The organism is Streptomyces flavofungini, assembly GCF_030388665.1.
In the GTDB taxonomy this organism is placed as follows: domain Bacteria; phylum Actinomycetota; class Actinomycetes; order Streptomycetales; family Streptomycetaceae; genus Streptomyces; species Streptomyces flavofungini_A.
Map to the genome: position 1 here is coordinate 6,299,023 of NZ_CP128846.1, position 22,795 is coordinate 6,321,817.

Annotated in this window: 16 protein-coding genes; 8 read left to right on the plus strand and 8 right to left on the minus strand. The window is 73.9% G+C overall.

Annotation, left to right across the window (positions count from 1 at the left end; all coding sequences use genetic code 11):
• Window positions 1–47 precede the first annotated feature (47 nt).
• The 5 genes from QUY26_RS26725 to QUY26_RS26745 all read left to right on the plus strand — a co-directional run bounded on the left by QUY26_RS26725 (window position 48) and on the right by QUY26_RS26745 (window position 6,975).
• Window positions 48–827, plus strand: a complete 780-nt coding sequence (locus QUY26_RS26725) for a TerB family tellurite resistance protein (protein WP_436840411.1) — start codon at window positions 48–50, stop codon at window positions 825–827.
• A gap of 177 nt (window positions 828–1,004) precedes the next feature.
• Complete coding sequence (locus QUY26_RS26730; RefSeq protein WP_289950940.1) at window positions 1,005–3,104, plus strand: MMPL family transporter; 2,100 nt, start codon at window positions 1,005–1,007, stop codon at window positions 3,102–3,104.
• A gap of 65 nt (window positions 3,105–3,169) precedes the next feature.
• Entirely contained in the window at window positions 3,170–4,690 is a 1,521-nt protein-coding gene (locus QUY26_RS26735; protein ID WP_289950942.1) for a sensor histidine kinase, read from the plus strand.
• On the plus strand, window positions 4,687–5,373 hold the full coding sequence (locus tag QUY26_RS26740; protein WP_289950944.1) for a response regulator transcription factor: 687 nt from the start codon (window positions 4,687–4,689) through the stop codon (window positions 5,371–5,373). The genes QUY26_RS26735 and QUY26_RS26740 overlap by 4 nt, the downstream gene beginning before the upstream one ends.
• 525 nt (window positions 5,374–5,898) lie before the next feature.
• A complete protein-coding gene (locus tag QUY26_RS26745) occupies window positions 5,899–6,975 on the plus strand; it encodes a sialidase family protein (RefSeq protein WP_436840412.1) in 1,077 nt (358 codons plus the stop codon).
• A 280-nt stretch (window positions 6,976–7,255) separates the two neighbouring features.
• Here the strand turns inward: QUY26_RS26745 and QUY26_RS26750 are convergent, their stop codons facing one another.
• The 5 genes from QUY26_RS26750 to QUY26_RS26770 all read right to left on the minus strand — a co-directional run bounded on the left by QUY26_RS26750 (window position 7,256) and on the right by QUY26_RS26770 (window position 13,992).
• Window positions 7,256–8,200 (minus strand): dihydrodipicolinate synthase family protein, encoded by a 945-nt coding sequence (locus QUY26_RS26750; RefSeq protein ID WP_289950947.1) that lies wholly within the window; start codon window positions 8,198–8,200, stop codon window positions 7,256–7,258.
• On the minus strand, window positions 8,197–9,282 hold the full coding sequence (locus QUY26_RS26755; RefSeq protein ID WP_289950948.1) for an oligopeptide/dipeptide ABC transporter ATP-binding protein: 1,086 nt from the start codon (window positions 9,280–9,282) through the stop codon (window positions 8,197–8,199). Before QUY26_RS26755 ends, QUY26_RS26750 begins: the two co-directional genes overlap by 4 nt.
• Entirely contained in the window at window positions 9,275–11,317 is a 2,043-nt protein-coding gene (locus QUY26_RS26760; protein ID WP_289950949.1) for a dipeptide/oligopeptide/nickel ABC transporter permease/ATP-binding protein, read from the minus strand. The genes QUY26_RS26755 and QUY26_RS26760 overlap by 8 nt, the downstream gene beginning before the upstream one ends.
• Window positions 11,317–12,276, minus strand: coding sequence for an ABC transporter permease (locus QUY26_RS26765; protein ID WP_289950950.1), 960 nt, complete (start codon window positions 12,274–12,276; stop codon window positions 11,317–11,319). Before QUY26_RS26765 ends, QUY26_RS26760 begins: the two co-directional genes overlap by 1 nt.
• 87 nt (window positions 12,277–12,363) lie before the next feature.
• Window positions 12,364–13,992 carry an ABC transporter substrate-binding protein gene (locus QUY26_RS26770; RefSeq protein ID WP_436840529.1) on the minus strand — a complete coding sequence of 543 codons (1,629 nt, stop codon included), beginning with the start codon at window positions 13,990–13,992 and terminating at the stop codon, window positions 12,364–12,366.
• Between the two features lie 273 nt (window positions 13,993–14,265).
• Here QUY26_RS26770 and QUY26_RS26775 point away from each other — a divergent pair, with 273 nt between their 5' ends.
• Complete coding sequence (locus QUY26_RS26775) at window positions 14,266–15,027, plus strand: FadR/GntR family transcriptional regulator (protein ID WP_289956077.1); 762 nt, start codon at window positions 14,266–14,268, stop codon at window positions 15,025–15,027.
• A complete protein-coding gene (locus tag QUY26_RS26780) occupies window positions 15,024–16,973 on the plus strand; it encodes a beta-galactosidase (protein ID WP_289950954.1) in 1,950 nt (649 codons plus the stop codon). Before QUY26_RS26775 ends, QUY26_RS26780 begins: the two co-directional genes overlap by 4 nt.
• Here the strand turns inward: QUY26_RS26780 and QUY26_RS26785 are convergent.
• Both QUY26_RS26785 and QUY26_RS26790 read right to left on the minus strand, forming a co-directional pair.
• Window positions 16,922–17,800: an NmrA family NAD(P)-binding protein gene (locus tag QUY26_RS26785; RefSeq protein WP_289950956.1), complete on the minus strand. Its 879-nt coding sequence runs from the start codon at window positions 17,798–17,800 to the stop codon at window positions 16,922–16,924. The two genes, QUY26_RS26780 and QUY26_RS26785, sit on opposite strands and share 52 nt — an antisense overlap.
• A complete protein-coding gene (locus QUY26_RS26790) occupies window positions 17,793–18,224 on the minus strand; it encodes a nuclear transport factor 2 family protein (protein ID WP_289950958.1) in 432 nt (143 codons plus the stop codon). The genes QUY26_RS26785 and QUY26_RS26790 overlap by 8 nt, the downstream gene beginning before the upstream one ends.
• A 115-nt stretch (window positions 18,225–18,339) precedes the next feature.
• Between QUY26_RS26790 and QUY26_RS26795 the strand changes: the two genes are divergently transcribed.
• The gene (locus QUY26_RS26795; protein WP_289950960.1) at window positions 18,340–18,933 is read left to right on the plus strand and encodes a TetR/AcrR family transcriptional regulator; all 594 of its coding nucleotides are present in this window, start codon (window positions 18,340–18,342) and stop codon (window positions 18,931–18,933) included.
• Between the two features lie 14 nt (window positions 18,934–18,947).
• On the opposite strand, the gene QUY26_RS26800 is transcribed toward QUY26_RS26795, so the two are convergent.
• Window positions 18,948–22,733 (minus strand): BTAD domain-containing putative transcriptional regulator, encoded by a 3,786-nt coding sequence (locus QUY26_RS26800; protein WP_289950962.1) that lies wholly within the window; start codon window positions 22,731–22,733, stop codon window positions 18,948–18,950.
• Window positions 22,734–22,795 lie beyond the last annotated feature (62 nt).

Consider the following 22,795-nt stretch of genomic DNA (forward strand, 5'->3'; position numbering starts at 1 on the left):
CATCACGCCAACGCGGCAGGGCTGCCGCGGCGTCATGGAGGTGCGTGGTGCTGCCAGATCGGGGACGTAAAGGCCGGGAATCCCGCATCTTCGGCAGAACCGCACCACTTGGTGACCCGGACGCCCGGGCGCCCGGGCCCTTCGCGCGGCTCCTGCACCGCGGCCGCGGCCCCCGCCTGATCGGCACCCGCACCGCGTGGACCACCGTCTGCGACGGCGAGTTCTTCTGCCCCGGCTGCGGCGGCGACCGCAACTACCAGCGTCGCACCGGCCGCCGTCGCTTCGTGTTCCTCGGCGTGCCGCTGCTCTCCCGCGGCGACGCCGGGCCCGTCGTCGAATGCGCCGCCTGCCAGGACCACTTCGGCGTCGACGCGCTCGACCACCCCACCACCGTCCGCCTCTCCGCGATGCTCCGCGACGCCGTGCACACCGTCGTCCTCGCCGTCCTCACCAGCGGCGGCAGCACCTCCCGCAGGGCCCTCGACGCGGCCGTCACCGCCCTGCGCGGCGCCGGCTTCGACGACTGCACCGAGGAGCGCCTGGCCGCCCTCGTCGACGCGCTCGCCGCCGACACCGGCCGCGTCGGCGACCCCGACTGCGTGCCCGGCCTCGCCATCGAACTCCACGAGGCGCTCGGCCCGCTCGCCCCGCACCTCGCGCCCGCCGGACGGGAGGCGCTGCTCCTGCAGGGCGCCCGGATCGCGCTCGCCGACGGCCCGTACACGCCCGCCGAACGCGATGTGCTCGCCACCGCGGGGTGCGCGCTGACCATCGACTCCGACGACGTGGCACGGCTGTTGGTGGCGGCGACGCGGACGCCGTCCTGACCCTCGTACCGCCGCGGGCCCGCCTCCCCGCCGATACTCCCCGGGGAGTACTCCCCGCCCCCGGCCACCCCTGGATGTAAGCGCCAACTCGCACTCTGGCGCGACGATCCGCCCCCCGCACGGCGGAAGTCTGGAAGCCGTAAGCCTTCAGACACCGCCACGGAGGGAGGCCCACCGATGGGGGCCGCATCAACGACGAAGCGCCGACGGCCACGTGCCGTGCCCTGGGTGCTGCTCGGCCTGTGGGTCGCGGTGCTCGCGTTCGCGAGTCCGTTCGCCGGGAAGCTCGGGGACGTCCAGCGCGACCGGGCCGTGGACTATCTGCCCGCGAGCGCCGACTCCACGCAGGTCGCCAGGATCCAGGAGCGGCTGCCCGGCGGCGAGAGCACCGAACTGGTGCTCGTCTACCACCGCGACGGCGGCCTCAGCGCGGCGGACCGGAAGACGGCGGCCGACCAAGTTGCCGCCGTGGAGCGTGAGTTCAAGCTCGTCGCGACGCCCACGGGGGTGGCGTCGAAGGACGGCTCGACACTCATGTACCCGGTCGCGAGCACCGCGCCCGGCACGGACGAGGAGAAGCGGGACACCTTCGTCAACGACGTGCGGGACGTGGTGAAGGCGCCCAGCGGGGCCGACGGCCTGAAGGTCGACGTCGGCGGGTCCGGCGCGCTCGCCACCGACGCCGGCGAGGTCTACGGCTCCCTGGACGGCCCGCTGCTCTACACCACCGTCGCCGTCGTCGCGATCCTGCTCGTTCTGATCTACCGCAGCCCGCTCCTGTGGCTGGTGCCGCTCGTGGTCGCCGGAGCCGCCAACTACCTCTCCATGGGCGTCGCCTACGGCCTCAACCAGGCCTTCGACACCTCGGTCAGCGGCCAGAGCTCGGGCATCATGACGATCCTCGTCTTCGGCGCGGGCACCGACTACGCCCTGCTCATCGTCTCCCGCTACCGCGAGGAACTGCGCCGGATCGAGCGGCCGTACGACGCCATGCGCACCGCCCTGCGCGGCTGCGGGCCCGCCGTCATCGCCTCGTCGGGCACCGTCGCCGCGGGCCTGGTCTGCCTGCTCGCCGCCGACCTCAACAGCAGCCGGGGCATGGGGCCGCTGGGCGCCGTCGGCGTCCTGTGCGCGCTCGTCGCCATGCTGACGCTGCTGCCCGCGCTGCTCGTGCTCTTCGGGCGGCGCGTGTTCTGGCCGCTGGTGCCCGCGTTCGGCAGCGAGCCGAAGAAGCGGAAGTCTCTCTTCCAGTCGATGGGTTCGTCCGCCGGACGCCGTCCCGTCACCGTGCTCGTGTCCGGCGGCATCCTGCTCGGAGCCCTGGCCCTCGGCGCGTTCGCCCTGCCCGGCAACCTCAAGCAGGAGGACACCTTCACCAGCAAGCCCGACTCCATCAGCGCGATGGAGACCCTCGCCGCCGCCTACCCCGAACGCGGCACCCAGCCCATCAGCGTCATCGCGCCCACCGAGCGCGCCGACCGCGTGCTCGCCGACGCGCGGAGCGTGCCGGGCGTCGACAGCGCGGAGCGGGGCCGGAGTTCGAAGCAGTGGACCGAGATCTCCGTCGTCGCCAAGGCCCCGCCGCAGTCGGCGGCGGAGACCGGGACCATCGAGAAGCTCCGCGACGAACTGGACCCCGGCGGCGCCTACGTCGGCGGGCCGAGCGCCGAACAGATCGACCTGGAGGACACCAACCGGCGTGACATGTGGGTGGTCGTGCCGATCGTCCTCGCCGCGGTCCTGCTGATCCTCGTCGTCCTGCTGCGCGCCCTGGTCGCCCCGCTCCTGCTCCTCCTCGCGGTCGTCGCGGTGTGGGGTGCCTCGCTCGGCATCGCGGGACTCGTCTTCGGCCCCGTCTTCGGCTTCGAGGGCACGGACCCGGGCCTCGGCCTGCTGTCCTTCTGCTTCCTCGTCGCACTCGGCGTCGACTACGGCATCTTCCTCATGCACCGCATGCGGGAGGAGTGCCTGGCCGGGGCGGAGACGGGACCGGCCGCGCTCACCGCGCTGCGCACCACCGGCGGCGTGATCGCCTCCGCGGGCCTGGTCCTCGCCGCCACCTTCGCCGTCCTCACCAGCATGCCGATGGTCCAGCTCGTCGAACTGGGCTTCGTCATCGCGGTCGGTGTCCTCCTGGACACCTTCCTGGTGCGGACCTACCTGGTGACGTCCGCGAGCCTCGCGCTCGGCCGGAAGGTGTGGTGGCCGGGACCGCTGTCGAAGCCGCGGCCCCCGGCGCCGGAGGCCAGCGCTCCGGAACTGGTCCGGGTGCCCTGAACCCCATCCCGCGGCGCCCCTCCCTGCCGGAGGGGCGCCGCCGTACAGGAAGATGAGGGCCACGCATGGCCGCACCCGCGACCCGCGTACCGGAAGGGGGAGCCGACGACGTGCCGTACCCGCCGTCCGACTCGCGCCCGTGGTGGCCGTTCGCCGGAGCCGTGCCCGGCACCCGGCGCGCCCTGCGGGAGGACGCGCTCCTCGCGGGCGCGCTCGCCGCCCTCGCCGTCGTCCTCGCCCACCTGATCAAGGACGGCAGGACGCCGGACGCGCTCGGCTGGACGCTCCTCGTGGGCGCCCACGTCCCCATGATCTGGCGCCGCAGCAGGCCGATGACGGCGATGCTCGCCACCATGGCCCTCGTCGGGCCGTACCACGCCCTCGACTACACGCACGCCGCCGCGACCCACGTCGGCATGGTCGCCCTCTACTCCGTCGCCGTCTCCGGACGCCCCCGCCGCGCCCTCCTGACCGGCGTGCACATCATCGCGATCATGTTCATCGTCAACTCGGGCGTCGGCGGGGACCCGGCCACGGAGGTCGTGCGGATCGCGGGCTGGATCGTCGCCGTACTGATCTTCGGTACGTACGTCCGCGTCCACCGGCAGTACGTCGCCTCCGTCGTCGAACGCGCCGAGCGCGCGGAGCGCACCCGCGAGGAGGAGGCACGGCGGCGCGTCGCCGAGGAGCGCCTGCGGGTCGCCCGCGATCTGCACGACCTGCTCGCGCACAGCATCACCCTGGTCGGCGTGCAGACCTCGGTCGCCGCGCACGTCCTCGCCGCCGACCCCGACCGCCTCGACCGCGCCGCCATCGCGAGCGCACTCGACGACATCGCCGAGACCTGCCGCACCGCTCGCGGCGAACTCCGGGCCACCCTGGAGGTCCTGCGCACCGCGGGCCCCGGACCCGCCGACGCCCCCGACGAGTCCCGCGGCCCCCTGCCCGGCCTCGACGGCCTCGTCGACCTGGCCGACGCGGCCCGCACGGCGGGCGCGAAGGTCGACCTCGCCGTCACCCTCCCCGACCCGCCGGTGCCGCCCGCGGTGGGCGCGGCCGCGTACCGCATCGTCCAGGAGGCCCTGACCAACGCGGTCCGCCACGGCGGCCCCGGGCCGAGCGTGGCGGTGGGGATACGGGAGCAGGACGGGGAGCTGAGGGTGACGGTGAGGGACGACGGGGGGCGGCTCGTGACGGGGGGACCAGGGGTGCCTTCGGGGGTGGCCGGGCGGGCTGGGGACGGGGGCGGTACGCCTGTCCCGGCCGTCTCGGCCGCTGGTGGTTCGGCGGGTGGCGGGGGCGCGGCCTCTGCCGGGGCCGCGCGGGTGGCGGGGAACGGGGGACCGCCGCCCGCGACCTGGGGCGTCGTCCCCCGCGACGGGGAGGCGGCCCCGGGGCGGGGAGGGACCGCGGCCGGAGCCGCGGCCCGGAGCGGGACCGGCGCCCCGGACGCGCCCGGGTTCGGGCTCATCGGGATGCGGGAGCGGGCCCGGAGCGTGGGCGGGACGCTGGAGGCGGGGCCGCGGACGGGCGCGGACCGGGGGTTCGAGGTGGTGGCCGTGCTGCCACTGGGTGAGGAGAGATGAGCCGAGTGATCCGGGTACTGCTCGCCGACGACCAGGCGCTGGTGCGGGCGGCCTTCGCCATGCTCGTGGAGTCCGCACGGGACATGGAGGTCGTGGCGCAGGCCGGGTCCGGGCGTGAGGCCGTCGACCTGGCCCGCGCCGAGCGGGCCGACCTCGTCGTCATGGACGTGCGCATGCCCGACCTCGACGGCATCGAGGCCACCCGCCTGATCGCCGCCGACGAGGACCTGGCGGGCGTGAAGGTCCTCATGCTCACCACGTACGACACCGATGAGCACGTGGTCGAGGCGCTGCGCGCGGGGGCGTCCGGCTTCCTGGTCAAGGACACCAAGCCCGCCGAGCTGCTCGACGCCATCCGTATCGTCTCCGCGGGGGAGTCGCTCCTGTCCCCGGGCCCCACAGGCCGCCTCATCGCCCGGGTGCTGCGCCAGCCGCAGGCCCCGCACGCCGAGGCACCGGTACCCGCCGCGCTCGGCGCGCTCTCCGACCGCGAACGGCAGGTCCTGACGCTGGTCGCGCGCGGCCTGAACAACACCGAGGTGGCGGAGGCGCTGGGGCTCAGCCCGCTGACGGCGAAGACCCACGTCAGCCGCATCATGGGGAAGCTGGGGGCGCGGGACAGGGCGCAGCTGGTGATCGTGGGGTACGAGTCGGGGCTCGTGACACCGGGGTCGGCGGGCTGAGGGCTCGGGGCCGGGGGCCTCGGCGGGGTGGCGGCCGGCGGCCTCGCGTGCCGACCCGTGCGCGGGCCCCGGCCGGGGCCCGGAGCCCCGGTGGTGCGACGCCCTCCCGCAAGCCGCGGGCACCCGCCTGGAGACACCTCCGTCACTCCCCTGCGTCAACACAGCGTCAACTCCGTCGATGCGCAGGGGTATTGTCGTACCGCCCGGGGCGCATTAGCTTCACGCGCGACGTCCTACGTCCCACGTCCTGTCGTGAGGAGCCGTATGAGCCGTACGAGCCGCGTGATCCAGAGACGACGTACACCCGTGCGGAGCAGTCCGCGCGACCGGGGCGGCGAGGGACACGAAGGCCTCGGGGGCTCGCGGGGCTTCAGAAGTCTCCGGGGTCTCCGGGGCCTCAGGGCCCTCAGGAGCCGCCGTCACCTCTCCGCCGCCGCTCTCACCCTCTCGGCCGCCCTCGCGCTCACCGCCTTCACGAGCCCGGGCGCCGCCCCCGCCCCCCTCCTCCCCGGCTGCTCCACCTCCGTGCCGTACACCGCCGACACCAACGGCTACGACACCTTCCGCATCCCCGCCGTCGTCCGCACCGACCGCGGCACCCTGCTCGCCTTCGCCGAGGGGCGGCGTGCCAGCGCCTCCGACACCGGCAACATCGACGTCGTCCTGCGGCGCTCCACCGACGGCGGCTGCACCTGGGGCCCCCTCGCCGTCGTCGCCGCGGGGCGGGGCGACACCCGCGGCAACCCGGCGCCCGTCGTCGACCCCGTCACCGGGCGCGTCGTGCTGCTCACCTCCTACAACAGCGGTGCCGTCACCGAGGGCCAGATCATGCGCGGCGAGGTCACGGCCGCGCAGAGCCGCCGCGCCTTCGTCCAGACCAGCGCGGACGACGGCCGTACGTTCTCCTCGCCGCGCGAGATCACGGCCGCCGTGAAGCGGGCCGACTGGCGGTGGTACGCGACGGGACCCGGGCACGCCGTCGCGCTGACCCGGGGGCCGTACGCCGGGCGGCTCGTCGTACCCGCCAACCACTCCGCCGCGCCCGCGCCCGGCTCCTCCGACACCGGGCAGGAGCCCAAGTACTACGGCGGGCACGCCCTCTACAGCGACGACCACGGGCTCAGCTGGCGCATCGGGTTCGTCGACGACACCTACGACGGTGAGCACAACTCCAACGAGTCCGCCTTCGCGCAGCTGCCCGACGGGCGGTTGTACCTCAGCTCTCGGGATCAGCACGGGGTGGCCGTGGGCAATCGGCTCGACAGCTACTCCAGCGACGGCGGGCGCAGCCTCGACCGGCCCTACGCCGTTCAGCCCACCCTCGACGACGTGCCCGTCGTGCAGGGCGGGCTCCTTCAGCTCCGGGGGTGGGGGGATCCGCTGCTCTTCTCCGGGCCCTCCGTGCCCACCGCCCGGCAGGCGATGGCGCTGTGGCGGAGCCGGGACGGGGGGCGGTCCTTCGTCAAGGCGGTGACCCTGTCCCAGGACCGGGCCGGGTACTCGGACTTGGTGCAGGTGGGGCCCGGGGTGGTCGGGGTTCTGTACGAGACGGGTGTGGCGGGGACGTACGAGCGGATCGCTTGGCGGCGGCTGGCGGTGTAGGTGCCCTGCGGGGCGTTCCCCGGTCCCGCCCCTTCCCGAAACCGGGGCTCCGCCCCTGGACCCCGGGGTGGGTGTCCCCTCCGGGTGGGCCGGGGGCGCCCCCGAAGTCGGCGCTTCGCGCCTCGTCCTCAATCGCCGGACGGGCTGAAAACTTCCCCGGGGCGGGCTGAAGGTGCCGGGCTGTTGCTCGGCCCCGGGGATGTCTGGGCGGGTGGGTGGGAGAGAGCCCGTCCGGCGTTTGAGGACGAGGCGCGGAGCGCCGATGCGGGGGCGCGGTGGGCTACAGGAGGCCGGCGGCGGCCAGGTGTTTGCCGACCTGTTCCGTCTCCGCCCCGGACAAGGGCACCTGCGGCGCCGCCGTCAGGGGGCAGTCGATGATGCCGCGCAGGTGCAGCGCGGCCTTGAACGCACCGAGCGCCGCGGAGCTGGCACCCATCCGGAGGGGATCGCCGACCCCCACCATGCGGTACAGCGCGCACAACCGTTCCTGCTCCGCCCGGGCCCGCTCCCAGTCGCCCGCGCGGGCGTAGCGGTAGAGGCGTACGTAGCCGTGCGGGTCGACGTTCCCGAGCCCGGGGACGACACCGTCGGCGCCCATGGCGAGGGCGGAGTCGACGGTGAGCTCGGAGCCGGTGAGGACGGCGAAGGAGGCCAGGCCGGCCCGGGCGCGGGAGCCGAGGACGACGCGCCGCAGACCGCCGTCGTCGCCGCTGGAGTCCTTGAGCCCGGCCAGCGCGCCGTCCGCGGCGAGTTCCAGCACCAGGTCGGCGTCGAGCTTGGTGTGGACGGAGACGGGGAGGTCGTAGGCGAAGACGGGCAGCGCTCCGCGCTCGGCGACGAGCCGGAAGTGCCGGGTGATCTCGGCGGGGTGGGTGCGGGTGTAGAAGGGGGCGGTGACGACGACCCCGTCGGCCCCGGCGTCGGCGGCGGCCCGGACGTGGTCGAGGACGCGCAGGGTGGCCATGTCGATGGCCCCGGCGAGGACGGGCAACTGGCCGCCGACGTACCGCACGACGCGGTCCACGACGGTCCTGCGCTGCCCGTCCGGCAGATACGCGGCCTCGGAGGACGAGCCGAGCACGAAGAGACCGTCGACGCCGCCGTCGATCAGATGGTCGACGAGGCGTTCCAGCGAGGCCACGTCCACCTCGTTGTCCGGGGTCAGGGGGGTGCAGACGGGAGGGACGACACCGGTCAACGGGGAGGGCAGGTGCGGCAGGGTCACGGAGTCTCCTTGGGCGTGGCCGTGGCGGCGGCCGTCGCTGCGGACGACTGGCTGACGAGGTCCCGCGTGGACTCGCCCGCCAGTACGGGGTGGTGGCACCGGTACCGATGCTCGGCACCGGCGTCCGCGACGTCCGGCATGGCCGTCGCGCACACCTCGTCGGCCTTCCAGCACCGGGTGCGGAAGGGGCACCCGCTGGGCGGCCGGGTGGCCGACGGTACCGGGCCGACGAGCGGAATCGGGTCGATCGGGTCGAGCAGGCCGGGTGTGGCCGAGAACAGCGCCCGGGTGTACGGGTGCCGGGCGTTGTCGAGGATCTCGGCGGCGGGCGACTCCTCGACGATCCGGCCGAGGTACATGGTGATGACGCGGTCGCTCATCCTGCGGACCGTCTGGATGTCGTGGGAGACGAAGACCAGGGAGAGGCCCAGGCGTTCCTTCAGGTCCAGGAGCAGGTTGAGGATCTGGGCGCGTACGGAGACGTCGAGGGCGCTGGTCGGCTCGTCGGCGACGACGAGCTCCGGTTCGAGGGCGAGCGCGCGGGCGATGGCGACGCGCTGGCGCTGGCCGCCGGAGAGCTGTCCGGGCAGGGCCTCGGCGAGGACGGTGGGCAGGCCGACGAGGCTCATCAGCTCGCGCACCCGGTCGGTGCGCTCGGCGGGGGTGCCGCGGCGGTGCACGTCGAGGGGGTCGCGCAGGATCTGCCGGATCGGCAGGCGGCGGTTGAGGGCCGTCGACGGGTCCTGGAAGATCATGGCGGTGCCGGTGCCGATGGTGGTGCGGCGCTCGGCGGCGCCCATCTGCCACAGGTCCCGGCCGCGGAACGCGACGACCCCGGACGTCGGCCGCTGGATGCCGAGGAGGACCTTGGCGAGGGTCGACTTGCCGCAGCCGGACTCGCCGACGACGCCGACGGTCTCGCCGGGGGCGATGGTGAGGTCGGCGCCGGTGAGGGCGTACACCCGGTCGCGGGAGAACAGGCCGCCGGTGCGGGCCTTGTGGACGACGTGCGCGTCGCGCAGCGTGACCAGGGCGGCGGGGTCGTCGGCGGGCAGGTCGCCGGGGGGAACAGCCTCAGCCACGGTCACGGACCGCCTCGCTTCCTGGGAGCCGCGGCTCCGCGCTCTCGACGACGGGTGCGGGATGGTGACAGGCCGTCCGGTGCCGGTCCTCGCCGAGGAGTTCGGGGGCGGTGGTGTGGCACAGGCCGTCGGCGAGGGGGCACCGGTCGGCGAAGCGGCAGCCCGCGGGGAAGTCGGCCGGTGAGGGGACGACGCCCTTGATCTGGGTGAGCCTTCCCCGAGCTCTCGACTTCGCTCGACCAGGGGATGCCCCACTGGCGGCGGACTCCAGGGAGAGCACGGAGCCGAGCAGGCCGCGCGTGTAGTGGTGGGTGGGGGCCTCGACGAGGTCGGCGGTCACGCCGGTCTCGACGATCTGCCCGCCGTACATGACCGCGACCCGGTCGGTGACGTCGGCGACGAGCGCCAGGTCGTGCGAGACGAGGATCAGGGCGAAGCCCAGCTCGGCCCGCAGCCGCAGCAGGAGCTGGATGACCTGGGCCTGCACGGTCACGTCGAGCGCGGTGGTGGGCTCGTCGGCGACGATCAGCTTGGGGTCGCGGGACAGGGCCATGGCGATGAGGACGCGCTGGCGCTGGCCGCCGGACAGCTCATGCGGATAGCTGCGCAGGGTGCGGTCGGGGTCGAGGCCGACGAGGGTGAGGAGTTCGGCGGGGGAGCGGTGGCCGCCGCGCCGGACGACCTGCTTGAGCTGGGCGCGTACCGTCATCGCCGGGTTCAGGGAGGACAGGGCGTCCTGGTAGATCATCGCCATGTCGTGGCCGAGGAGCCGCCGCCTGGCCCGCATGGGCAGGCCGATCAGCTCCCGCCCGGCGAAGGTGACATGCCCGCGCACCCGGGCGCCCTTGGGCTGAAGGCCCATGACGGTGAGCGCGGTCAGGGACTTGCCGCAGCCGGACTCGCCGACGAGGCCGAGGACTTCGCCGGGCCGGACCTCGAAGCTGATGCCGTCCACGATGTCGACGCCGAAGTGCCGGTCGTCGAAGCCGATGGCGAGGTCCCGCACGCTGAGCACGGGCGGCCCCTCGGGCAGCGGCCGGGCCCGTGAGCGCAGCCGCGCCGCCGCCTCGGTCAGGCCGGGCAGCTCAAGGACCTCGCCGCTGCCCGGCTCGGGCGCCTCGACCGGGTCGTCCTTGCGCCCGGGGCCGGTGACGTCACGGCCGGACGGCGCGGCCCAGGCGTCGGAGACTCCTTCGGAGAGCACGTTCAGGGAGAGCACCGTCAGGAGCATCAGCAGGCCGGGGAAGACCGTCGCCCACCAGCCGCCGATGAGCACCATGTTCTTGCCGTCGGCGATGACGCTGCCCCAGGACGGGTCGGGGGGCCGCACGCCCGCGCCGATGAACGACAGGGACGCCTCGAACACGATCGCCTCGGCGACCTGGACGGTGCAGAACACCAGGACGGGGGCGGCGCAGTTGATGGCGACGTGCTTGATGACGATGTGCGGGGTGCGCGCGCCGATGACGCGTTCGGCGACCACATAGTCCTCGCCGTACTGGTCGAGGACGTTGGCGCGTACGACACGGGCGATGGGCGGGGTGAACAGGAAGGCGATGGCGCAGATCAGGACGGTGATGCCGCCGCCGAAGACGGCGACGAGGACGGCGGCGAGCGCGATGCCGGGGAACGCCATGACGACGTCCAGGCAGCGCATCAGCGTCTCGTCGACCGCCTTGCGGGAGGTCGCGGCGACGGCGCCGATGATCGCGCCGACGATCAGCGCGAGCGTCGTCGCGCCCAGGCCGATGGCGAGCGACCAGCGCGCCCCGTACATCAGCCGGCTGAGGATGTCGCGGCCCAGGCTGTCCTGGCCCATCCAGTGCTCCGCGGAGGGGTGGCCGGTGCCGTCGACGAGGGTCTGCTGGTCGAGCGGGTCGTGCGGGGCGATGAGCGGGGCGAACAGGGCGACGAGGACGACGACGGCGACCACGCCGAGACAGATGCGGGAGAGCACCGGGAGCTTCGCGAGGGCCCGCAGCCGGATGCCGGGCACGGCGAGGCGCTCGGTGAGTTTCTTGCGCGACTGGAGCATCAGGAGGTTCCCCTCAGGCGCGGGTTCACCAGCAGGTAGAGGATGTCGATCACCAGGTTCACCACGACGAAGCCGACGGCCGTGGTGATGACGACGCCCTGCACGACGGCCGGGTCACCGTTCTTCACCGCGTCGATCATGAGCTTGCCCATGCCGGGCAGCGAGAAGATCGTCTCGATGACGACCGCGCCGCCGAGGAGGTAGCCGACGCGCAGGCCGAGCACGGTCAGCGGATTGATGAGGGCGTTGCGCAGGACGTTGCGGCCGACCACCACGACCGGCGGCAGGCCGCTGCCGACGGCCGTGCGGACGTAGTCCTTGTCCAGCTCCTCCACCACGGCGGTGCGCACGATGCGGGTCATCTGCGCGGCCACCGGCAGCGACAGGGCGAGGGCGGGCAGCGTCATCGTCTTCAGCCAGCCGGTGAAGGAGTCGGCCGGGTTGACGTAGCCGCCGGTCGGGAACCAGCCCAGGTCGACCGCCAGGTACTGGATCATGAGCAGGGCCAGCCAGAAGCCGGGCGCCGCGACGCCGGTCAGCGAGACCACGCGGATGATCTGGTCGGGAAGCCGGTCGCGGTAGATCGCGGCGAGCACGCCGAGGGGCAGGGAGAGCAGCACCGCGATGCCGAGGCCGAGGAAGGTCAGCTGCATCGTCAGGGGCAGCGCGGTGGTGATCTGGTCGATGACGGGGGACCTGGTCAGGACGCTGATGCCCATGTCGCCGCCGACGAGGTCGCCCACGAAGGCGACGTAGCGCACCGGCAGCGGGTCGAGCAGGCCGTTGTCCTCGCGGAACTGGTGCAGCTGCTCCTGGGTGGGGTTCGCGCCCTGGTAGAACGCCGACGCCGGGTCGATGTCGGAGAACCGCATCACGAGGAACACGAAGAGCACGATGCCGAGCAGCAGCGGCACGAGCAGGGCGATACGGCGGGCCAGGATGCGCAGGATCGCGGTCACTGCTCAACGCTCCTCTGGTTGCTCACGGCGTACGGGCTCCTCATGGGCGTACCGGCTCCTCACGGGCGTACGGGCTGGTCACGTCGGTCAGGCCCACTTGGCCTGGAGCAGGTTGATCCCGGGGTAGGGCTGGGCGCGGACGCCGGTGAGCTGCCTTGGGTCCCACGCCGTCATCAGCTCGTTGTGCACCACGGGGTACAGCACGGCCTCCTCGGCGACGATGTCGATGTAGTCCTGCACCATCGTCTTCTTCTTGGTGGCGTCCGGCTCGCGTGTCGCCCGGTCCATGAGGCGGAACAACTCCTTGGCGCGGGCGTTCTTCGCCCAGCGGGCGTAACCCATCCACAGGTTGTCGGGCCCGTAGTTGTAATGCATGATCAGGTCGGCCTCGACGCCGAACTGGTTGGGGTTCGAGGCGGCGGCGACGACCTGGTAGTCCTTCTTCTGGTCCAGCTTGGTGAAGACGGCCGTGGTCTCCTGCGGGTCGAGCGTGGTCCGCACGCCGATCGCGTCCCAGGACGCCTTGATGGTGGGCAGGCAGTCGACGATCCAGCTGACGTTGACCGCCATGATGTTGATCTTGAGGTTGTCGACCCCGGCCTCCTTCAGGAGCGCCTTGGCCTTCTTCGGGTCGTAGCCGTAGACGGTCTTCGCCGGGCGGTAGGTCGGGTTGCCCTCGTTGAGGAAGGACGAGGCGGCCTTGCCGTGCCCCTTCAGGGCGACCTCGATCATCTTCTCCCGGTCGATGGCGTAGTGCAGCGCCTGGCGCACCCGCACGTCGTCGAACGGCTTGTGCGCGGTGTTGAACATCAGGAAGAGGTTGTTCATGCCGGCCCCGCCCTCGACCGTCATGCCGCCCTTCTTCAGCTGCTCGATGTTGGCGTACGGGATGTTGTCGGAGATCTCGGCGTCCGCGCCGGCGCCGGAGATCTTCGCGACGCGCGGCGCCGCGTCGACGATCGTCAGCCAGTTCATCTTCTTGAAGGCGGCCTCGCGCGGACCGTTGTAGTCGGCGAAGGCCTCGAAGGTCGTGTTCGACTTCGGGTGGTGGGCGGTCTGCCGGTACGGGCCCGAGCCGATGGCCTTGCCCTTGGTGGCGTCGTCCCAGGCGCCCGGCCGGGAGTACACGTGCTTCGGCATGATCTTGGCGAGGGTGAGCCGGGCCGCGCCGTCGGGGAAGGGGAACTTCAGGACCAGCTCCACGTTCCGCGCGTCGACCTTCCTGACCTCCTTCAGCCAGCTCGCGAAGAAGCCCTTGGCGAGGGTCTGCGTCTTCGGGTCGAGGATCCGGTCGAACACGAACACCACGTCGTCGGCGGTGACGGGCTTGCCGTCGTGCCACTTGGCGCCCGCGCGCAGCTCGAACTTCCACGTCGTCGCCTTCAGGTCGGTGGGCACCGCCGTGGCGAGCTGGGCGTAGGGCTCCCTGCTGATCGGGTCGGTGCCGAGCAGCGCCTCGTAGATGTGCTCGTTGCCCGCCATCGCGAACGCCGACGCCGTCTGTGTGGGGTCCCAACTGCCGTCGTTGCCATAGCCGATGACGGCGGTCAGGGTGCCGCCGCTCTTGCCGCCGCCACCGGTGTCGTTCGTCGACTCAGGTCCCGAGCAGGCCGCGAGCGTGCCGGTGAGACCCGCCGCCGCGCCCAGGGCGCCGGTGTACTTGAGGAAGGACCGGCGGTCGGGGCCGTGCCCGCCGTCGCGCGTCACGGGGATCAGGTGGCTCACAGTGCCTCCATGAAGGAGTGGGGAGGCCTGCTCCCCAAGTGCCGGGTGAGAGGGAGGTGCAGTGCTTCCGGTGGGAGATCCCACGTCCTACGTCGTGCTGGCGTGGCGACCATAAGAGGGCCGCGAGTGCCGGTCAAGAGAACGCGCACGGATCAGAACCCGCTGTTCCCGGATCGGAATTGAGTGGCCCTCAGCCCAGGTCGGCCGCGGCGCGCGCAGAAGTCTCGTCCGGAGGTGGGACGTGGGATGTCATCCGTGCCTACGATGTGGCGCATGCCTCAGGAGCCCATCCGTGAACGGCCCGGGCCCGCCCCAAGGCGGTCCGGTGAACGGCGTGTGAGCGGCCAGGTGCAGCGCGAGGTGACGCAGCTGATCCTGGACCGGCGGCTGCGCCCCGGCGCCCTGCTGCCCACCGAGGCCGAGCTGATGGAGGAGCTCGGCGTCAGCCGCAACTCCGTGCGCGAGGCCCTCAAGGCGCTGCAGGCCCTCGACATCGTGGAGATCAGGCACGGCTACGGCACCTACGTCGGCCAGGCCTCCCTGACCCCCCTCGCCGACGGCCTGACCTTCCGCACCCTGGTCCAGCTCGCCGACGACACGCACGCGCTCGCCGAGATCCTCCAGGTCCGGGCGGTCCTGGAGGAAGGTCTTGTGCGTGCGGTCGCGACCGTGCTCACCGACGCCGAGCTGAGCGGCCTGGAGGACCTGGTGCGGCGGATGGAGGAGGCCGCGGCGGCCGGCGACGCCTTCCCCGATTTGGACCGCGAGTTCCACGAGGCGCTGTACAGGCCGCTCGGCAACACCCTGGTGACCCAGCTGCTCGGCGCGTTCTGGCACGTCTTCCACCGGGTCGCGGGCGTGCGCGGCTGGTCGCGGGACCCGGCGCCCGACGTCACCGTACGCAGGCACCGCGACATAGTGGCGGCGCTGCGCGCGGGTGACGTGGGCGCCGCGCAGCGGGCGATGGCGGACCACTTCCGCGGCATCGAGGCGCGGGCGGGACAGGAATCGAGAGGCGTGGGATGACCCCCGACGGCACTGGCGGCACCGACGGCGGCAGCGAGAGGAGTGATAGCGGCGGCGACCTGGACCGCTTCTACGACAGGCTGACCTCCCTCGCGTACGGCGGCGACTACAACCCCGAGCAGTGGGGCCCCGACGTGCACGCCGAGGACATCGAGCTGATGCGCGCGGCGGGCGTGAACCTGGTGACGCTCGGCATCTTCGGCTGGGCCACCACCGAACCGACCCCCGGCGCCTACGACTTCACCTGGCTGGACGCCCACATGGACCGCCTCGCGGACGCGGGCGTCGCCGTCTGCCTGGCCACGATGACGGCGTCCCCGCCCCCCTGGCTGGCCCGCCTGCACCCCGAGACCCTGCCCGTCATGGCGGACGGCACCCGCCTGCACCCCGGCTCCCGCCAGCACTGGTGCCCCTCCAGCCCCGTCTTCCGCGGCCACGCGGTGCGCCTGACGGAACGCCTCGCCACCCGGTACGCGGACCATCCGGCGCTCGCCCTGTGGCACATCGGCAACGAGTACGGCTGCCACATCTCGCGGCACTGCCACTGCGAGGTCTCCACGGCGGCGTTCCGCGCCTGGCTGCGCGAGCGGTACGGGACGGTCGACGCGCTGAACGACGCCTGGTCGACGACGTTCTGGTCGCAGCGCTACAGCACCTGGGAGGAGATCCACACCCCGCGCGCGGCCCCCTCCTTCCGCAACCCGGCCCAGCGCGCGGACTTCCTCCGCTTCTCCTCCGACGAACTCCTCGCCTGCTACCTGGCCGAGAAGGACGTCCTCGCCCGCGTCACCCCGCGCACCCCCGTCACCACCAACTTCGTCCCCGTCGCCAAGACCCTCGACCTCTTCCGCTGGGCCCCGCACCTGGACGTCGTCTCGTACGACTCCTATCCCGACCCGCACGACCCGGACGCCGCCCAGCGCACCGCCTTCAGCTACGACGTGATGCGCGGCCTGAAGGCAGGGCAGCCCTGGCTGCTCCTCGAACAGGCCCCCTCCGCCGTCAACTGGCGCGCCCACAACGGCCGCAAGCCGCCCGGACGGATGCGCCTGGACAGCTGGCAGGCCGTGGCGCACGGCGCGGACGCGGTGCTGTTCTTCCAGTGGCGCCAGTCGCGCGGCGGCGCCGAGAAGTTCCACTCGGCGATGGTGCCGCACGCGGGCCCGCAGACCCGCACGTTCCGCGAGGTGACGGCGCTGGGCGCCGAACTCGCCGCGCAGCCCGACCTGTTGAGGTCACGGCCGGAGCGGGCGGACGCGGCGCTCGTCCTGGACTGGCCCAACTGGTGGGCCCTGGAGACGGACGCGCACCCGAGCGAGGTGGACTACCTGGACGGGGCGCTCGCCCTCCACAAGCCGCTGTACGACGCGTCGGTGGCGTGCGACGTGGTGCCGGTCGACGGGGACCTCGCGGCGTACCGGCTGCTGCTCGTGCCGCACCTGTACTCCCTGTCGCCGGACACGGCCGCGCGCCTCACCGCCTACGTGCGCGACGGCGGCACGCTCGTCGTGTCGTACTTCTCCGGCATCACCGACGAGCACGACCGCGTGCACCTCGGCGGCTATCCGGGGCCGCTGCGCGAGGTCCTCGGCCTGACCGTCGAGGAGTTCGACCCGCGCCCCGACGGCGGCTGGGCGGAGGAGATCCGCCTGGAGGGTGCCGAGCGGATCCTCGCGTACGAGGACGGGGGCGGCCCCGCCGTCACCCGGCACGACTACGGCGGGGGCACCGCCTGGTACCTGGGCCTGCGCCCCGACGCCGAGACGATGCGCGAACTGCTCGACCGGGTGCGGGCGGAGGCCGGGGTGGAGCCCGTGGTGGCGGGGCTCCCGGAGGGCGTGCAGGTGCGGACGCGGGTGACGGCGGCGGGGGAGAGGGCCCTGGTGCGCCTCGATCACCGGGACGGTTCGGTGACGGTCGAGCGCGACCAGGCCTCCCGGCAGTAGTCCGCGAAGGCGCGCGGCGCCCGGCCGGTGAGGCGGGCCACGGTGTCCGTGACGCGGTCCTCGGCCCCGTGGCGGATGGCCTCGTCCAGGGCGGCGAGGACGGGGGCGAACCCGGCGGGGACGCCGCGTTCCGTGAGCCGTTCGGTGAGTTCGTCGGCCGACACGGCGTGGTGGGTCACCGCCCGCCCCGTGACGTCGGTGAGCGTCGCCGCCACCTCGTCGTACGTCAGCGCCTGTGGTCCGGTGATCACCAGGTCGTGCTCGGGAGGGGGAGAGGCGGTGAGGGCGTGCGCGGCCACCGCGGCGATGTCGTCGGCGTCGACGAAGGCCACCCGGCCCGTGCCGGTGGCGGTCGTCAGGACGCCGTCGGTGCGGACGCTCTCGGCGTGCAGGTGGTCGCCGGTGAAGTTCTGCATGAACCAGGACGGCCGGAGCGCGGCCCACTCCTCGAACAGCCCTTCCTCGGCGAGGAGTCGGTGCACCTGACCGAGGGCGGGGCCGCCCGCCTCGATGGCCGACGAACTCAGCAGGACCGCACGGGTGACGCCCGCCGCGCGCGCCCTGCGCAGGAACGGCAGCACGACGGCGACCGGGTCGGGGTCGCCGACCGGCGCCACCAGGTAGACGCGGTCGGCGCCGTGGAGGGCGGGCGCGTGCGTCGCCTCGTCGTACCAGTCGAAGCGGGCCGCGTCGGCCCCCGGGTGCGGGGCGCGGGCCGAGCGGCTCGCGGCGCGCACGGTGTGGCCGAGGGCGGCCAGGCGGGCGGTGACGCGGCTGCCGGTGGTGCCGGTCGCGCCCGTCACCAGGACGGTGTGTCGATCAGACACCGACGGCCTCCTTGAGGGCGCCGGGGATGCCGAGCGGGTTCCAGTAGTCGCGGTAGTGCGTGAAGTGACCGTCCCTGACGGTGACCACGGCGACGTACGTCATGTCGAAGGGGTCGCCCGTCGTGGTGACACGGCCTGTCGCGCGCATCTCGACGACGATCCTCTCCGGGGAGGTCGTCTCGTGGATGTCGACGTACGGGAAGTCCTCGTACGCGATCTGGCCGCCGAGGCCACGCAGGTAGGCGCCGATGGCGTCCCGGCCCTCGATCCGGCGCGGGTAGCCCTCCGGCGCGAAGGGGAACTCGGCGACGCCGTCCTCGGCGAACAGGTCGACCCAGCCCGCCACGTCGTCGGCGAGGAGCAGGCGGACGCCCTCGCGGAACAGGTCGGAGGGGGTGGTGGGTGCGGCCGGTGTGGTGGGCATGCTGGTGTCCCGTCCTCTACGATGTGGACTGTCGGTCCGTTTGACGATACGGACCGCCGGTCCGCTTTGTAAAGGTGTCCCGCGTGAAAGGGCCGTGCGAGATGACGGTGCCCCCATGACCGAACGCAAGGCGCGCGCCGACGCCGCGCGCAACCGCGAGGCCGTACTGGCCGCCGCCGACGAGCTGTTCGCGCGCAGCGACAGCCCGCGCGGCGTGTCCATGGACCAGGTCGCCGCCGCCGCGGGCGTCGGCAAGGGCACCCTCTTCCGCCGCTTCGGCGACCGCACCGGCCTGATCCGCGCGGTGTTCGCCGCCCGCAGCGAGGCCCTGAGCGCCGCCGTCACCTCCGGCCCGCCACCGCTCGGCCCCGGCGGCCCCGCCCGCGACCGCGTGCCCGCGCTCCTGGACGCCCTGCTCGTCCTCAAGCTCGACAACCGCCATCTGTCCCTCGCCCTGGAGGAGTCGGGCGGCGGCAGCCCGTACGAGGCGGAGCACTACGGCTGGTGGCACGGCGTCCTGCGGGACGCCCTCGCGGAGACGGAGGCGGTGCCCGACGCCGACTACGCCTCCCACGCGCTGCTCGCGGCCGTGCGGGCGGACCTGGTCGAGCACTTGGTGACGGCGGAGGGGATGTCGGGGGAGGAGATCCGGGGGCGGCTCGGGGAGTACGTGGGGAAGGTGCTGGGTCACTCCGTGCCCGCCCGCTGAGCCGGGCCGGGGTGTCAGGGAGCGAGCGGCACCCGGTCGTACAGCGGGATCCCGGCGTACAGCGCCGACGCGGCTTCCGCCTCCGCGCGAGCGGCGTCCGGCCGCCCGGCGTCCCTCAGCAGCGCGGCCAGTTCCGTACGAGTCTCGGCCTCGCCGTGCCGGTCCTGGATGCGGCGGCGGAGGGCGAGCGCCGCACGGAAGTGCCGTTCCGCCTCCGGTGAGCGTTCCAGGCGCGCGGCGGCGCGGCCCAGCTCGTGTCGGGCCATGGACGCGGTGTGGGGTTCACGGACGCGCTCGGCGACGGCGGCGGCCCGCCGGAACCACTCCGCACCCGCCTCCTGACCGCCGCCGATGCGGTCGGCGCCGATGTCGTCGACGCCGCCCCCTGACCGACCGTCGGCCTCGCCGCCCCCACCCCCGTGCGCCAGCGCGAGCCCCACGCCGATCATCGCCCAGGCCTCCCCGTGCGGGTTGGCGATCGCCCGGGCGAGGGTGAGCGAGTCGCGGGCGTGGCGTTCGCAGGCGGCCGGGTCGCCCTGGTTCAGGGCGGTCAGGGCGAGGCCGAGCAGTCCGCTGGACTCGCAGTGCCGGTCGCCGAGGCTGCGGGACAGGGCGAGGCCGTCGCGCAGCAGGCCCGTCGCCTCGTCGTCGCGGCGCAGCCGCAGGCACAGATGGCCGAGTGAAGTCAGCGTCCACGCCTCGGTGTTGCGGTTGCCGGTTCCCGCGCACAGCGCGAGCGCGTCGCGCAGCTCGGCCTCGCCCCGGCCGTACCGGCCCGTCACCCAGTGCACGTACCCGAGCCGCTGCAGCACCATGGCCTCGCCCTGTCGGTCGCAGGTGTCACGGAAGGCGGCCAGCGCGCGCTGGTAGTGCGCGTCGGCCTCGTCCGGCCGCCCCAGATGCCACGCGGCGAGGGCGAGCCCACTGCGCGCGACGGCCTGCCCGCGCCGGTCGCCCGCCTCCTCGAACAGGGCGAGGGCGCGGCGGTGGTGGGCGGCGCACTCCTCGTAGTCGCCGAAGACCCAGTGCGCCATGCCCAGCCTGCTGGTCTCAAGAGCGTGCCCGCGTACGTCCCCGACCTCCTGGAACAGCGCGAACGCGCGCCGGTGCCGGTCCGCGCTGCGGTGGTGGGTGCCGCGCGTGAACCAGTCGGCGAGGCCGAGCCCCGCGAGGGAGCGCGCCTCGCCGTGCCGGTCGCCCGTCTCCCGGAACACGGCGAGCGCGAGGCGGTGCTGCTCCCCGCTCTCCCTGTACCGCCCGCGTGCCGCGTGGGCCCGGCCCAGCCCGCTCCGCGCCTCGGCCACGCCGTGCGCGTCCCCGGCTTCCTCGGACAGGGCGAGGGCGCGCAGCTGGTGCTCGGCCGCCTCGTCGTGTTGGCCGAGGCCGTCGTGGACGAGGCCGATGTCCCGTACGGCGCGCGCCTGTTGGGTGAGGTCGCCGGACCTGCGGGCCGCGTCGAGGCCGAGGCGCAGGCCCGCGAGGCTGTCGGTGCCGTACGCGTGCAGGCCGAGGAAGGAGTGGGCCGCGGCGGCGAGCCGCCGGGTGCAGTCGTACCGGCCGAGGCGCGCGGTCTCCTCGGTCACGGCCGCCAGGTTGGCGCGCTCGCGCTCCAGCCACTCCAGGGCCGCCGCGGACGACGCCGACGCCGACGGCGCCGGTCCCGGGGCGGACGCCGAGCGCGGCCCGCGGTCCGGTGTCCGCCAGGGTTCGAGCCGGCGCCGCGCGTCCTCGGCGGCGTCGCAGTACCAGTGGACGAGCCGCAGGACGGCGGCCGTACGCACCTCCTCGGCGTCCTCGGCGTGCGTGCGGCCGTGCGCGTACAGGCGCAGCAGGTCGTGGTGGCGGTAGCGGCCGTGCGCGAAGCTCTGCAGCAGGTGCTCGTCGAGCAGGGCTTCCAGGAGGTCCTCGGCCGTGTCGCGGTCCGTGCCGAGCAGGGCGGCGGCCGACTCCGGGGTGCAGTCGGTGCCGGGGTGCAGGGCGAGGAGGCGGAAGGCCCGGCGCCGGGGCTCGGGCAGCGACTCGTACGACAGCGCGAAGGCGGCGTCCACCGTCCGCCTGCCGACGGCGAGTTGGCGCAGCCTGCCCTCGTCCGCCTCCAGGCGCCGGGCCAGGTCGGCCAGGGACCAGGAGGGGCGGGCGCGCAGGCGGCGTCCCGCAAGCGCCACGGCGAGCGGCAGGTGGCCGCAGAGCTCGGCGATGCGCAGGAGCGCGTCGTCGGACCCCGGGCCGGCCCTGCGGCGGTCCGGTGGGGCTGCCCCGGGCCGCTCCCGCTCCGTGACGCGGTCGATGAGCGCGGCGGCCTCCTTCGGGCTGAAGGGGGCGAGGCGGGTGGTGCGGGCCCCGTCGAGCCCGCCGAGGACACGGCGGCTGGTGATCAGGAGCAGGCACGATCCGGTGCCGGGCAGCAGGGGCCGCACCTGCTCCTCGTCGGCGGCGTCGTCGAGGACCACCAGGGCCCGTCGGCTCGCGAGCCGGTCGCGGTACAGGGCGGCGCGGGCTTCCAGCTGGTCGGGCACGAGGTCGCCCGGTACGCCGAGCAGGCGCAGGAAGTCCTCGAGGACGTGGGCGGGGTCGGCGGGGGGCCGGTCCGGGGAGAAGCCCTTCAGGTCGGCCCACAGCTGGACGTCCGTGAAGTGGCCCTGGGCGACGAGCTGGTGGGCGGCGCGGACGGCGAGGCGGGTCTTGCCGACGCCCGCCATGCCTTCGATGACGGCGACGATGACGCCGGTGCCGGTGCCGGTGCCGGTGCCGGTGCCGGTGCCGATGGCGGTGCTGCTGCCGGTGCCCATGGCGGTGGTTTCCCCTACGAGCTCCCGCAGTTCGGTCTCCCGCCCCGTGAACTCCGGTATGTCCATGGGAAGTTGATGCAGTCCCTCGATGGCTCGCGCGGCGGAGGGCGGCGACGGCCCGTCGCCGTCCGGCACCCCCGCTTCCGGCACCCCCGCTTCCGGCACCCCCGCTTCCGGCCCGTGCGCGGAGCCCGTCACGCCCGGCCGGTCCAGCGACGGCGCGGACGCCAGGATCCGCCCGTGCAGCTCCTGCACCTCCGCCCCCGGGTCCACCCCCAGCTCCTCGCGCAGCCCGCGCCGCGTCCGCCGGTACACCCCGAGGGCGTCGCCCTGCCGCCCGCACCGGTACAGGGCCAGCATCAGCAGCGCCGCGAACCGCTCGCGCAGCGGGAAGTCGCCGACCAGGCGCATCAGTTCGGGTACGACCTCCTGGTGGCGCCCGAGGTCGAGGTCGGCCTGGACGCGTTCCTCCAGGGCGGTGGCCCGCAGCTCGGCGAGCCGGTCGCGTTCCGTGTCCAGGAAGCCGCTCGTCACGTCGGAGAGGGCGGGGGCGTCCGGTCCGTGCCACAGGGCGAGGGCCGCGCGCAGCTCCTCGGCCGCCCCTTCCGCGTCCCCGCGGGCCCGCGCGGCGCGGCCCCGGCCGACCCCGCGCTCGAAGGCGGCCGCGTCGACGTCGTCCGGGCCGACGTCGAGGACGTATCCGCCGCCGGACCAGTTCAGGACGCCCGAGGGCGCCCTGGGGCCCCGCTCGGGCTCCAGGGTGCGCCGCAGCGCGGAGACGTACTTCTGCAGCTGCGGGACCGCGTAGGCGGGGGCGGGCTCGCCCCAGACCGCCCGGACGAGCTGGTCGCGGGCGACGGGCCGCCCCCTGCCGAGGAGCAGCACGGCGGCGACGGAACGCTGCCGCGGCGCCCCGAGGTCAAGGGCCCGCTCGCCCCGCCAGGCCCGCACGGGCCCGAGCAGCGCGAACCGTAACGGCCCCGCGGCCGCCCCGCTGTCGTCCGGTCCCAACAGAACACCTTCCGCCGCGCGTTCACGCCACCGTCACCTCACCGTGTACGAGCAACTGCCCG

Excerpts from the sequence above, each read along its gene's own strand:
- QUY26_RS26795 (WP_289950960.1), top strand. The coding sequence starts at position 18,340 with ATGACCGAACGCAAGGCGCGCGCCGACGCCGCGCGCAACCGCGAGGCC.
- QUY26_RS26780 (WP_289950954.1), top strand. The coding sequence starts at position 15,024 with ATGACCCCCGACGGCACTGGCGGCACCGACGGCGGCAGCGAGAGGAGT.
- QUY26_RS26735 (WP_289950942.1), top strand. The coding sequence starts at position 3,170 with ATGGCCGCACCCGCGACCCGCGTACCGGAAGGGGGAGCCGACGACGTG.
- QUY26_RS26775 (WP_289956077.1), top strand. The coding sequence starts at position 14,266 with ATGTGGCGCATGCCTCAGGAGCCCATCCGTGAACGGCCCGGGCCCGCC.
- QUY26_RS26760 (WP_289950949.1), bottom strand. The coding sequence starts at position 11,317 with ATGCTCCAGTCGCGCAAGAAACTCACCGAGCGCCTCGCCGTGCCCGGC.
- QUY26_RS26740 (WP_289950944.1), top strand. The coding sequence starts at position 4,687 with ATGAGCCGAGTGATCCGGGTACTGCTCGCCGACGACCAGGCGCTGGTG.
- QUY26_RS26730 (WP_289950940.1), top strand. The coding sequence starts at position 1,005 with ATGGGGGCCGCATCAACGACGAAGCGCCGACGGCCACGTGCCGTGCCC.
- QUY26_RS26790 (WP_289950958.1), bottom strand. The coding sequence starts at position 18,224 with ATGCCCACCACACCGGCCGCACCCACCACCCCCTCCGACCTGTTCCGC.